Raw genomic sequence first — 12,456 nt, forward strand, 5'->3', positions numbered from 1 at the left:
CGGACCGCGCTGCGGCGGGGCTCAGACCGCGCCCCGTACCCCACCGCTCTGCTCCGGCGTCCCCGGCGCTCCGGGTGTCCCGGGAATCTCCGGTGCCGGGACCGCCGCCGGCACCCGCGCCGCGTCCTTCGGCTTGCGCCCCCGGGTCACCCTGCGCACCAGCGGTTCCGTCCAACGGGCCGCCAGGGGGCCGAGGATCACCAGAATGAGGACGTAGGCCGTCGCCAGCGGACCGATGCGGGGCTCCACGCCGACCGCGAGCCCGGCGATGACGATGGAGAACTCACCGCGCGCCACCAGCGTGCCGCCGGTGCGCCAGCGGCCCGCCGTCCGCACTCCGGCGCGGCGCGCCGCGTACCAGCCGGTGCCGATCTTCGTCACGGTGGTGACGAGCGCCAGGACGAGGGCCGTGACCAGGACGGGCGGGATGGCGGCCGGGTCGGTGTTGAGGCCGAAGAAGACGAAGAAGACCGCGGCGAACAGGTCGCGCAGCGGCGCCAGCAGGTGGTGCGCGCCCTTCGCGACCTCCCCGGACAGGGCGATACCGACCAGGAACGCGCCGACGGCGGCGGAGACTTGGAGTTCCTGGGCGATCCCGGCGACCAGGACGGTCAGGCCGAGGACCACGAGGAGCAGCATCTCCGGGTTGTCGGAGGAGACCGCGCGGCTGATCAACCGGCCGTGGCGCAGGGCCAGATAGAGGACGGCGCCGACCGTGCCGAGCGAGATGAGCAGGGTGACGGAGCCGCCCGCGAGGCTCAGTCCGGCCAACAGGGCCGTGAGCAGAGGCAGATAGACGGCCATCGCGAGGTCCTCGATGACCAGCACGCCGAGGATGACGGGGGTCTCGCGGTTGCCGAGCCTGCCGAGGTCGCCGAGGACCTTGGCGATCACCCCCGACGACGAGATCCAGGTGACTCCGGCCAGCGCCACGGCCGCGACCGGGCCCCAGCCGAGGAGCAGCGCGGCGACGGCGCCGGGCACGGCGTTGAGCAGCAGGTCGACGATCCCCGAGGGGTACTGGGTCTTGAGGTTGGTGACCAGTTCCGAGGCGCTGTACTCCAGGCCCAGCAGGAGCAGCAGCAGGATGACGCCGATCTCCGCGCCCGTGGCGACGAATTCCTCGCTCGCGTCGAGCGGGATCAGACCGCCGTGGCCGAAGGCGAGTCCGGCGAGCAGGTAGAGCGGGATGGGCGAGAACCCGATCCGTCCGGCGAGCCGGCCGAGGATGCCCAACCCCAGGATGATGGAGCCGAGTTCGATGAGCAGCGGGGTGGTGTCATGCACGGGCGGTCATCCTCCGGTGATCAGTTCGGCCACGGCGTCGACGCCTTCGCGCGTCCCGACGACGACGAGCGTGTCGCCGAGGGCGAAGCGGAAGTCCGGGGCGGGTGAGGGGAAGGCGTCGGTACGGCGCAGGACGGCGACGATCGACGCGCCGGTGCGGGTGCGGGCCTGGGTGGCGCCAAGGGTGCGGCCCGCGTACGGGGACCTCTTGCCGACCGGGATGTGCTCCGTGACGAGGTCGATCTCCAGGTGCTGGTGGAGGTGGGCGACGGGGTCGGGGGTCAGGAGCGCGGACAGCGCGGTCGCCTCGGGCGGCGCGAGGGCGGCCGCGTCCTTGCAGGCGTCGTCGTCCTCCGGGTCGTGGAAGGAGATGATGCGCCGGCCGTCCTGGTGCACGACGACCGAAAGATGGGCGCCCGCCTCGGTGTTGAGGTCGTAGCGGGTACCGACGCCGGGCAGGGCGGTCTTGCGGACATGAGCGGCGGGTTTCATCGGAACGCTCCCTGGGGACGGGTCGGCGGGCGTACGGGCGGCGGCTGCTCCCACCGCCGCCCGAACACACATTCTCCCTCATGGGGGAGCACGGACAGGCGCGGTGGGAGTCCGCGGGCTCCCGGATGGGCAGAGAGTGGGTGGCGACCGCACACACATCCGTACGGACGTCCTGTACCGATACCGAACACCGCACCGACACGAGCGGAACGAGGCGAGGCATGGACTCGAGCAACAGCTGGGAGTTCACGGACGACCGTGGCCACCTGACCGTGACGCCCGGTCACCCCGCACGGGTGGCCGCGTACATACAGGCCGGCGCGACGCTGTGGGACCACGGGCTGCGTCCGCTGGGCATCTTCGGCTCCCACCACGACGGCGAGGCGCCCGACCCGGCGAAGGCGGGCGACCTGCCGCTCGCCGGGCTGGTCTCCTTCGGCGCGGGCAGCGCCGTCGACCTGGACGCGCTCGTCGCGGCGGAGCCCGATCTGGTGGTCGCCGTCAGCTACGGGGGCGGGCAGGTGTACGGCATCGACCCCGAGGCGGCCAAACACCTGGAGGAGCAGGTCCCGGTGGTGGTCCTGGACGTGGGCAAGGACCGTTCCCTCGGCGGGATCAGGGACCGGTTCACGGAACTGGCCCGCGCACTGCACGCTCCGCACGGGCCCGCCGAGGCGGAGCTGGCGCACGCGGAGGCGGCCGTCCGTACGCTCACGGGCCGGGCCGGCGGCCCCCGGGTGCTGGCCCTGTCCGCGGCGGGACCCGAAACGGCCTACCTGGCACGGCCGTCGACCTGGCCCGACCTGCGTGACCTCACCGAGCTCGGCGTGTCGTTGATCGACCCGGCGGAGGGCGCGGGGACCAACTGGCGCACGGTCGAGTGGGCGGAGGCGGCCGCGCTGGAGCCGGACGTCGTCCTGGCCGACGTACGGGTGAACGCGGCTCCGCGCGAGAGCCTGCGGTCCCACCCCGCCTGGCGCGCGCTGGAGGAGCGGGCGCGGATCGTGGCGTGGAACCCGGAGGCGCCGTGCAGCCACCGCGCGCACGCGCGGTTCCTCGACGCGGTCGCGGCGGCCCTGTAGCCGCGGCACCGGCCCGGTGTCGGCAGGCTGTCGGCGGCGTGTCGGCGCGGGCTGCCAGCGTGGCCCGTATGACAGAGAACGCAGACAGGCCGCCCGCCGCCGCGCCCCGGGCGCTGCCCGTACGGACCGTCGAGGTCACCGGTGTCGTACGGCTTTCCCCGCGCATGGTCCGGGTCACCTTCGGCGGCCCCGACCTCGGCGATTTCGCTTTGGCGGGCCCCGACCAGCAGGTGAAGCTGTACTTCCCGAGGGCCGGGCAGCGGGTCCCCCGGCTGCCCGCGAGCGGGGCGGCTGGCCCGGAGCAGGACGTGATGCGGTGGTACGGGGCCTTCCAGGCGATCCCGGAGGCCGAGCGGCCCTGGGCGCGCAGCTACACGATCCGCTCGCACGACCCGGCCCTGGGCACGATCTGCGTCGATTTCGTGCTGCACGGGGACGATGACGATGGCGACGGGGGTGGGACCAGGGACGAGAGCGGGGCGGACGCCGGGTTCGGGGCCGGGCTCGGGGCCGGGCTCGGGGCCGGGGAGGCAGGGCCCGCGACGCGGTGGGCGCGGTCGGCCGCCCCGGGCGACGTGCTCGGGATGTTCGGCCCCTCGGCGTACTTCGCGACGCCCCTGCCGCTGGGGACGACGGACTGGCTGCTGCTGGCCGGGGACGAGACGGCGCTCCCCGCGATCGGCACGATCGTGGAGGCGCTGCCCGCCGGGGCCCGCGCGGTGGTCTTCGCCGAGGTCGTGGACGCGGCGGAGGAGCAGCGGTTCGCGACGGCGGGGGACGTGACCGTGCACTGGCTGCATCGGGGCCGGGCGCCGTCCGGGCCGCGGGGGCCGCTGGTACGGGCGGTGCGTGACGTGGTGTTCCCGGAGGGCTCGGCGCACGCCTGGCTCGGCGGTGAGGCCGGTGCCGTACGGGCGCTGCGGCGCCATCTGGTCGAGGAGCGCGGGTTCGGCCGGCGGGCGGTCGACTTCACCGGGTACTGGCGGCGCAGCCTCTCGCAGGACGACGCGCCGACGGAGGCGGATCTCGCCGAGGCGCGCGAGCGGCTGGCGGACGCGGGGATCGCCGCCGAGGCGTCCGCGCCGCCCGGGCGACAGGGTTCCTGACGGAGCAGCGGCACAGCGCGTCAGATGAGGGCCGCGGCCTCCTTCACCGTGAGGTCGCGGCCCTCGGCGTGGGCGCGGGCGTAGGCCGGGCCGTCCAGTGCCGCGCGTACGACCGCCTCCGCGTGCCCCTGGATCTCGGTGTCGGAGGCCGGCGGAAAGGGGTGCAGGCCGATGCCTTCCGGCAGTTCGGTGTGGCGCGCGTGGGCGCCCAGCAGCCGCGCCCCGGCCTCCGGTTCGCCCAGCCGTGCCGTGGCCCAGGCCGCGCTGGGGAGTTGACTGACGATCAGATGCGGCGCGACCAGGAACACCAGCCGGTCGAAGCGCGCGAGAGCCAGGCGCAGATGGTCCAGGGCGCGGTCGTATTCCCCTTCCAGGCAGTCCAGCCAGCCGTGCAGACCCGCGACCATGCCACCGAAGAGGGCCCGGCGGGCGTACGGGTTCTCCTCCTCCAGGGTGCGCAGCTGCGCGCGTGCGAGGTCCGTGCGGCCGGTGCGTCCGTAGCGCCGGGCCAGCAGCAGCCGGGACGTGCCGGCGGTCTGGCCGAAGTGCACGGCGTTCTCCTCGACCGCTTCGACCAGCAGCTCCTCGGCGCGCCGCGCCGCGTCCTGGTCTCCGGCGGCGCCGGCCGCGTCGAGCCGTACGGACGCCAACCGCGCCTTGAACAGCGGGATCTGGCCGTGGGCCCCGATCCGTGCGCAGCATTCCATCGCGCGTGCGAGGTCGGTGGCGGCTGCCTCGTGCCGGCCCTGTCGTTCGTGGGTCTCGGCGCGCGCCGACAGGGATTCGGCGATGGCGTAGAGGTCGCCGGCCCGCTCGAAGAGGGCCAGTGCCTCGTCGGCGTCGAGGCCGGAGCGGATCAAACCCTCCGTACGGTCGTTGAGGAGTTTCGCGCGCAGCATCAGCGCCAGGCCGAGGTGCCAGCTGTCGCCCTGGGCCCGGGAGGCCAGGACCAGTTCCTCCATCGTCTCCGTGATGCCGGGGAGGTCTCCCGTCATCAGCCGGGCGAAGAACCAGGTCGTGCCGGGCTGGCGGCAGTTCTGCGGCAGCCCGGGGCCGTACGCCGACACGATCGCGCGCAGCCGGGACCGGGGGCCGGGCCCGTCCGCGGTGAGGGCGCCGTCGTCGGAGCCGGCGAGGAGGATCAGCCGTATCCCCCGGCGGGCTTCCCACACCTGGTCCTCCGACCAGGGCGGCGGCAGGGCCGTGCACGGCTCGGTCAGCGGTACGGCGGGCCGTACGGGCTCCTCGAAGGGGTCGGGGCCGAGGGCGGCGACGGCGGAGGACCAGGCGAGGGCGTCGGCGCGGTGGTTGCGCAGCTGCCAGAACCAGCTCATGGCGAGGACGAGGCAGAGCGCCTCCTGCTCCTCCTTGTGGTCCACGGCGGTGCGCAACGCGGCCCGGACGTTGTCGTGTTCGCGCTCGAAGACGCCCAGCCAGTGGGTCTGTCCCCGGCCCCGCAGCTCCGGGTCCCCGACACGGACCAGTTCGCGGTACGCGGCGAGGTGGCGGCGTTCGACGGCCTCCCGCTCGCCCGACTCGGCGAGGCGTTCGGCCGCGTACTCGCCGACGGTCTCCAGGAGGCGGTAGCGCATGCCGGCGGGGGCCGGGCCGGTCCGGGATCCGGTGGCGGCGACGACGAGGGACTTGTCCACGAGGGAGGCCAGCAGGGAGAGCGTGTCGGGGGTGGCGCAGACCGCCTCGGCCTCCGCGAGGGAGCAGCCACCGGAGAAGACGGACAGGCGGCGCAGGACCGCCCGCTCGTCCTCGGCGAGCAGGTCCCAGGACCAGTCGACGACGGCCCGCAGGGTCTGCTGCCGGGGCAGGACGGTGCGGCTGCCGCTGCCGGTGCCGAGGAGGCGGAACCGGTCGTCCAGCCGGTCGGCGATCTGCCGGGGGTCGAGCGCCCGCAGGCGGGCGGCGGCCAGTTCGAGGGCGAGCGGGAGGCCGTCGAGCCTGCGGCAGATCTCGGCGCAGGCGTCGGGGTCGTCGGTGACGCGGAAGCCGGGGCGGCCGGCGGCGCCGCGTTCGGCGAGGAGCCGCAGGGCGACGTCCTGGGGCAGCGGCTCGACGGGGCGTACGGACTCCCCCGGCACGCCCAGCGGTTCGCGGCTGGTGGCGAGGACGGTGACGCCGGGGCACCGGGTGAGGAGGGCCTCGGCCAGGCCGGCGGCGGCGCCGATCACGTGCTCGCAGTTGTCCAGCAGGAGGAGCATGCGGCGCTGCCCGCAGTGCTCGGCCAACTGGTCGAGGGGGTCCGACGGGGGCGCGACGGCGGCCGTGCCCCGTACCCCGGGCGATCCCTGCACCGCGGTTTGGCGGGCACCCAGCACGGTCAGGACCGCCTCGGCCACGGCCGAGGCCTCCCGCACGGGCGCCAACTCGACGACCCACACACCATCGGGCCACGCCCTGCCGTCCGGACTCGGGGGGTGCGCGCGGGTGGCCGCCGCGCGGGCCACCTCCAGGGACAGCCGGGTCTTGCCCGCACCGCCCGCGCCGATCAGGGTGACCAGGCGTGCGGTGGTCAACTCGGCTCCGAGAGCGGCGAGTTCCGCTTCCCGACCGAGGAAGGAGGTGAGTCCGGCCCGGAGGTTGCCGACCGGGGTGGTGGTACGGGGAGTGGGGTGGGGGTGGGGGTTGGAGTTGGGGTTGGGGGTGGTACGGGGTGCGGGGCTCGGGGGTGCGTCGCCTGCCAGCAGCTCGGCGTGCAGGGCGCGCAGTTCGGGGCCCGGGTCGGTGCCGAGGCGGGTGGCGAGGACGGTCCGTACCCCGTCGTACGCCTGAAGCGCCTCGGCGGGCCGGCCGGCCGCGCGCAGCGCCCTGATCCGCAGGGCGTGCAGGGGCTCGTCCAGCGGCGCTCCGGCGGCGAGGGCCGCGAGACCGGCCAGGGCCCGCTCCGGCCTGCCCCGAGCCACCTCGGCGGCCAGCCGGTCGCGGCGGGCCGCGGCGCGGCGCTGTTCCGCCCGTACGGCCAGAGGGTCGGACACCCGCCCCGGCAGGTCCGCGAGGGCGGGCCCGTCCCAGAGCGCGAGGCCCTCGTCCAGCAGCGTCAGGGCGCGCTCGGGGTCGTCCTCGCGCAGAGCGGCGGCACCGTCGGCGGCCAGCCGCTCGAAGCGGAAGAGGTCGACGCTGTCGCGCCCCGCGACGAGCCGGTAGCCGCCCGGCGCGGAGGCCACGGCCTCGCCGCCCAGGGCCCGCCTGAGCCGCCCGACCAGCGCTTGCAGCGCGCCCACCGCGTCGGCGGGCCGCTCCTCGTCCTCTCCCCACACCTGGGCGACCAGCTCACCGGTGCCGACCGCACGCCCCCCGGCCCCCGCGAGGGCGGTGAGCAGCGCGCGCAGCCGCGCCCCGCTGAGCCGTACCTCCGTCCCGTCGGGACGCAGGGCCCGGGTGGCGCCGAGGACGCGATAGCGGTGGGTCACCCGCCCATTGTCCCCGCTCCGGGGCGGTCGGCGGCGGGGTGGGGCCGCGGACGGGAAAGGCCGGCTCACCGACCGCCGTGGTGGGCCAGGCCCAGGGCCAGGACGGCGGCCGCGGTGGCGAGGAAGACGATGCCGCCCGCTATGTTGCGGGAGCCCACCCGCAGGTGGGCGATGATCGCGCCGATGAAGTACAGCACCAGGCCGGAGGCGGCGAGGGTGCCCAGGAGGGGAACGGCGAGCCCGGCCAGCAGCCCCACGGTGCCCGCCGCCAGCAGCAGGCCCAGCACCGGCACCCACTTCCGGGGGATGCCCTTCATGTCCGCCTGGGTCTTCGGGTATTCGTGGCCGATCAGGTAGGTGACGGCGGCGGCACCGTTGAAGACCGCGCCGAGAAGGGTGACCGTTACATAGGCGGCGAACACGATTTCTCCGTATCTGCGGGGCGTGGTGCTGCTGGGCGATCCCTCGTGGGACGCCGTTCTCCCCGTAGACGCTCCAGCCACCCGTTTCGTGACATCGGTTCCGGAAATCGATTCGGGGAATCGGTTCGGGAAATCGGTGCGTCGATCGGTCGACGCCGGCCCGTCGACCCTATTCCGCACCGAGGGCGGCGAGCCGGCTGCGGCAGCGCTCCAGCCCCGCCCTCACCTCGGCCCGGTCCGGGCCGTCCTGGGCCGCCAGCGGTTCGCCGGCCGCCGTCAGCGCGGCCCAGAATTCGGGCGGTGAGCCCCGCCCGGCCCGGACTCTAGGGCGTGTCCTCGCCCTCCCCCGGTTTCATGGCGCCGAGGCTACAGCGGGGTGCTAACGGCCACGTCAGCAGGCGAGGAGGACCGCCTGTACGGTCTTGCCGCCGCCCGGGGCGCCCAACACCGAGAGGCGGCGGGAGAGTTCACGTACCAGCGTCATCCCTCTGCCTCCCTCGGCCAGCGTGTCCGCCGGGGACAACCGGGGTCGCAGGGGACTGTTGTCGTGCACCTCGACCGTGACCCGCCCCCGGTCCACGCTGAGTTGGAGACGGCAGCCGCTCCGGCCGTGCCGGGTGGCGTTCGTGACGAGTTCGGAGACGACCAGGGTCGCGTCGTCCACCTGGTCCCGTGAGACCTTCTCGCCGCAGCCGCGGTTCAGGTAGGTGGCCGTCAGGTGCCGCGCCCAGCGGGCGGACGAGTCCGACCGCGGCAGGCTGTACGTGGCACGTGCGGCACGCCGTCGGGCATGCCCGTACGCACGCATCGAAACCACTCCCTTCGTGAGGGACCGGCGCGTGCCCCTCCGGGGACGGCCAACGCCTGTCCGGCGACCGGTCTGTCCCCCTCCTGATTCCCGGACACCGTGATCGGCAATCACCGCCCGCTCGCCCGGGGTGCCGGGGACCCGGGATCAACCGGTCCCGCGCGGCGTGAGGAACGCGCGTGCGTGGTACAGGTGTTACAGGCCCCGGCTGAAGGCGTGCTCCCACTCGGCGTCGAAGTGCTTGAGGCCCTCGAATGCCGAGGAGCACCGGCCACCCATCCGGGTCGATCAGCACGTGGCCGGGGCCCGGTTCGCCGTGGACGAGACCGTACGCGAGCGTGTCCTCGTCAGCCGCTCGGCGCCGCGCCGGGCGATGCCGCGGGAGCCGTCCGTAACACCGTTTCGCGCACCCTCCCCCTGCCGTCAGATTCTGAATCGACCTCTCCTCAACTCGCCCCCGACAGGGCGCAGATGCCCACAATCGGCGCGTCTAGCCGGTTATTTGTTGATGACACGGGAACCCGGAGCGGACGGTTCGCGCACAACTCTTGACGTGTACGAAACACGGGGGAAGCATCTCCTCTACCCAGAGAGCGCTCTCCGACTATCTGCCCCCCCACGCATGCCCCCACGCACGCACCCGTGCTGCCCTTTTCTGATGACTCAGGAGACTTGCCCATGCACGCTCCTCCGCTCGCTTCGCCGGTACCGGCGTTCCGGAGATCAACGCCGGACCGACGGCGAGGACTCGCCGTCTCCGTCGCCGCCACCCTGATCGCCTCGTTGTTGCTCCTCATCCCCAGCACCAAGGCGGACGCCGCCCCGACCCTGCTCTCCCAGGGCAAGCCGGTGACGGCTTCCAGCGTGGAGAACGCCGGAACCCCCGCCACGGGCGCCAACGACGGCAACACCGGCACCCGTTGGTCGAGCGCCGCGTCCGACCCCCAGTGGATCCAGATCGACCTCGGCTCGACCGTCGCGGTCAACTCGGTGGTCCTGAACTGGGAGACGGCGTACGCGAAGGCGTACAAGATCGAGCTGTCCACCAACGGCACCACCTGGACGCAGGCCTACGCCACCACCACGAGCACCGGTGGTGTCCAGTCCCACACCGTCACGGGCAACGCCCGCTACGTCCGGGTGACCGGCACCGTCCGGGCCACCCCCTGGGGCTACTCCCTCTGGGAGTTCCAGGTCTTCGGCGGCACCGACGGCGGCACGGGCAACCCGCTGCCGGGCGGCGGTGACCTCGGTCCGAACGTGATCGTCTTCGATCCGTCGACGCCCAACATCCAGGGCAGGCTCGACCAGGTCTTCCAGCAGCAGGAGTCGGACCAGTTCGGCTCGGGCCGCTACCAGTTCCTGTTCAAGCCGGGCACGTACAACGGCCTCAACGCCCAACTGGGCTTCTACACCTCGATCTCCGGCCTCGGTCTGTCGCCCGACGACACCAACATCAACGGTGACATCACCGTGGACGCCGGCTGGTTCAACGGGAACGCCACGCAGAACTTCTGGCGCTCCGCCGAGAACCTGGCCGTCAACCCGGTCAACGGCACCAACCGCTGGGCCGTCGCGCAGGCCGCGCCGTTCCGCCGGATGCACGTCAAGGGCGGGCTCAACCTGGCGCCCAACGGATACGGCTGGGCCAGCGGCGGCTACATCGCCGACAGCAAGATCGACGGCACCGTCGGCCCGTACTCCCAGCAGCAGTGGTACACCCGTGACAGCTCCGTCGGCGGCTGGACCAACGGCGTCTGGAACATGGTGTTCTCCGGTGTCGAGGGCGCGCCCGCACAGGGCTTCCCGAACCCGCCGTACACCACGCTGAACAACACCCCGACCTCGCGGGAGAAGCCGTTCCTGTACCTGGACGGCAACACCTACAAGGTCTTCGCCCCGGCGAAGCGCACCAACGCCCGCGGCACCACGTGGGGCAACGGCGCGCCGCAGGGTACGTCCGTGCCGCTCGACCAGTTCTACGTCGTCAAGCCGGGCGCGACCGCCGCGACCATCAACCAGGCGCTCGCGCAGGGGCTCAACCTCCTGTTCACGCCGGGTGTCTACCACGTCAACCAGACCATCAACGTGACCCGTCCCAACACGATCGTCCTCGGTCTGGGTCTCGCCACGATCATCCCGGACAACGGGGTGACCGCGATGAAGGTCGCCGACGTGGACGGCGTGAAGCTCGCCGGCTTCCTGATCGACGCCGGTCCCGTCAACTCCCCGACGCTCCTCGAGGTCGGACCCCAGGGCGCGTCGGCGGACCACTCCGCGAACCCGACCACCGTCCAGGACGTCTTCATCCGCATCGGTGGCGCGGGTCCGGGCAAGGCCACCACCAGCATGGTGATCAACAGCGATGACACGATCATCGACCACACCTGGATCTGGCGGGCCGACCACGGCGCCGGCGTCGGCTGGGAGACCAACCGCGCCGACTACGGTCTGCGGGTCAACGGCGACGACGTCCTCGCCACCGGCCTGTTCGTCGAACACTTCAACAAGTACGACGTGGAGTGGTACGGCGAGAACGGCAAGACGATCTTCTTCCAGAACGAGAAGGCGTACGACGCGCCGAACCAGGCGGCCATCCAGAACGGTTCGATCAGGGGGTACGCCGCCTACAAGGTGGCCGACTCCGTGAACAACCACGAGGGTTGGGGTCTGGGTAGTTACTGCAACTACACGTCGGATCCGAACATCATCCAGGAGCACGGCTTCCAGGCGCCGGTCAAACCCGGTGTGAAGTTCCACGACCTGTTGGTCGTGTCCCTCGGTGGGATGGGTCAGTACAACCACGTGATCAACAGTCTGGGGTCGGCCACGTCCGGCACCAGCACGGTCCCGTCGACGATCACCTCGTTCCCGTAGTCCGGTGAACCACTGACCGGGTGAACCACTGATCCGGTGAACCACTGATCTCGGTGATCCGGTGATCTGACAGTCGGCACACGACAGGGCCCGTCCTCGATCCGAGGACGGGCCCTGCTCGCTGCGTACCGGCGCGTCAGCGCCGTCCGCGCAGCTTGCCGAACAGCTTGCGCGCCTGCTCCCGCTTCCGCGGGTCGGCCGAGGCGCGCCGTACCTGCTCCGTGACGCGCTGCCCCTGCGGGCTGCGGGTGAACTGCTTGATGCGGTCGAGCATGCCGGCCATGTTGTCTCCTGGGGACGCGGGATCCATGGCTTCCGAAGCCGTGGGCGGGTCGATCTGCCGTGCGTCTACCCCGTGCCCGGCCGTCCACGCGTCGGGCCGTGCCCCGCACGGCTCATCAGTTCGGGCGGAGTGGCCCGGGACCGCGCAGACTTGACGGCATGCCGGGCAAGCGCAGCGCGGGACTTCTCGTCCACCGGGTCACCGACACCGGTGTCGCCGTGCTGCTCGGACACATGGGCGGCCCGTTCTGGGCGGGGCGCGAGGACGCCGCGTGGTCGATCCCCAAGGGGGAGTACGGCCCCGAGGAGCCGGCCGAGGCCGCCGCGCGCCGCGAGTTCCAGGAGGAGCTGGGCCTGCCGCCGCCCGAGGGGCCCTGGACGCCGCTGGGCGAGTCGCGCCAGCGCGGCGGCAAGATCGTGACGGTCTGGGCGGTCGAGGGGGAGCTGGACCCGGCGCTCGCCGTGCCCGGTACGTTCACCATGGAGTGGCCGCGGGGCAGCGGTGTCCTGCGCGAGTTCCCCGAGATCGACCGGGTGGCCTGGTTCGCCCTGCCGGAGGCGGCGCGGCGCCTGGTGGCGGGTCAGCGGGTGTTCCTGGACCGGCTGGCGGCCCTGCTGGCGGAGCGGATAGCGGACGACGACCGTCCGCTTCCCCCTCCGCCGGGCGAGTGAGGCCTC

Annotated in this window: 10 protein-coding genes; 4 read left to right on the forward strand and 6 right to left on the reverse strand. The window is 73.1% G+C overall.

Going from position 1 to position 12,456, the window contains the following annotated elements; all coding sequences use genetic code 11:
- Positions 1 to 21: 21 nt before the first annotated feature.
- Complete coding sequence (locus ACIODU_RS17920) at positions 22 to 1,287, reverse strand: cation:proton antiporter (protein WP_401768499.1); 1,266 nt, start codon at positions 1,285 to 1,287, stop codon at positions 22 to 24.
- Positions 1,288 to 1,293: 6 nt separating this feature from the next.
- Entirely contained in the window at positions 1,294 to 1,779 is a 486-nt protein-coding gene (locus ACIODU_RS17925; protein WP_356422882.1) for a TrkA C-terminal domain-containing protein, read from the reverse strand.
- Between the two features lie 221 nt (positions 1,780 to 2,000).
- Here ACIODU_RS17925 and ACIODU_RS17930 point away from each other — a divergent pair, with 221 nt between their 5' ends.
- Both ACIODU_RS17930 and ACIODU_RS17935 read left to right on the forward strand, forming a co-directional pair.
- Complete coding sequence (locus ACIODU_RS17930) at positions 2,001 to 2,861, forward strand: ABC transporter substrate-binding protein (protein ID WP_401768501.1); 861 nt, start codon at positions 2,001 to 2,003, stop codon at positions 2,859 to 2,861.
- Positions 2,862 to 2,929: 68 nt separating this feature from the next.
- Positions 2,930 to 3,967: a siderophore-interacting protein gene (locus ACIODU_RS17935; protein ID WP_401768503.1), complete on the forward strand. Its 1,038-nt coding sequence runs from the start codon at positions 2,930 to 2,932 to the stop codon at positions 3,965 to 3,967.
- Between the two features lie 20 nt (positions 3,968 to 3,987).
- Here the strand turns inward: ACIODU_RS17935 and ACIODU_RS17940 are convergent, their stop codons facing one another.
- The 3 genes from ACIODU_RS17940 to ACIODU_RS17950 all read right to left on the reverse strand — a co-directional run bounded on the left by ACIODU_RS17940 (position 3,988) and on the right by ACIODU_RS17950 (position 8,619).
- On the reverse strand, positions 3,988 to 7,389 hold the full coding sequence (locus tag ACIODU_RS17940) for a BTAD domain-containing putative transcriptional regulator (protein ID WP_401768505.1): 3,402 nt from the start codon (positions 7,387 to 7,389) through the stop codon (positions 3,988 to 3,990).
- A gap of 65 nt (positions 7,390 to 7,454) precedes the next feature.
- Positions 7,455 to 7,811: a DoxX family protein gene (locus tag ACIODU_RS17945; RefSeq protein ID WP_356422894.1), complete on the reverse strand. Its 357-nt coding sequence runs from the start codon at positions 7,809 to 7,811 to the stop codon at positions 7,455 to 7,457.
- A gap of 391 nt (positions 7,812 to 8,202) precedes the next feature.
- Complete coding sequence (locus ACIODU_RS17950; RefSeq protein WP_401768507.1) at positions 8,203 to 8,619, reverse strand: ATP-binding protein; 417 nt, start codon at positions 8,617 to 8,619, stop codon at positions 8,203 to 8,205.
- Between the two features lie 678 nt (positions 8,620 to 9,297).
- On the opposite strand from ACIODU_RS17950, the gene ACIODU_RS17955 reads away from it, so the two are divergent.
- A complete protein-coding gene (locus ACIODU_RS17955; protein ID WP_356422900.1) occupies positions 9,298 to 11,496 on the forward strand; it encodes a discoidin domain-containing protein in 2,199 nt (732 codons plus the stop codon).
- Between the two features lie 136 nt (positions 11,497 to 11,632).
- Here the strand turns inward: ACIODU_RS17955 and ACIODU_RS17960 are convergent, their stop codons facing one another.
- Positions 11,633 to 11,779, reverse strand: a complete 147-nt coding sequence (locus tag ACIODU_RS17960; RefSeq protein ID WP_202532907.1) for a hypothetical protein — start codon at positions 11,777 to 11,779, stop codon at positions 11,633 to 11,635.
- A 158-nt stretch (positions 11,780 to 11,937) separates the two neighbouring features.
- Here ACIODU_RS17960 and ACIODU_RS17965 point away from each other — a divergent pair, with 158 nt between their 5' ends.
- Positions 11,938 to 12,450 (forward strand): NUDIX domain-containing protein, encoded by a 513-nt coding sequence (locus ACIODU_RS17965; RefSeq protein WP_401768510.1) that lies wholly within the window; start codon positions 11,938 to 11,940, stop codon positions 12,448 to 12,450.
- Positions 12,451 to 12,456 lie beyond the last annotated feature (6 nt).

Source organism: Streptomyces sp. NPDC088261 (assembly GCF_044740805.1).
Taxonomy (GTDB): domain Bacteria; phylum Actinomycetota; class Actinomycetes; order Streptomycetales; family Streptomycetaceae; genus Streptomyces.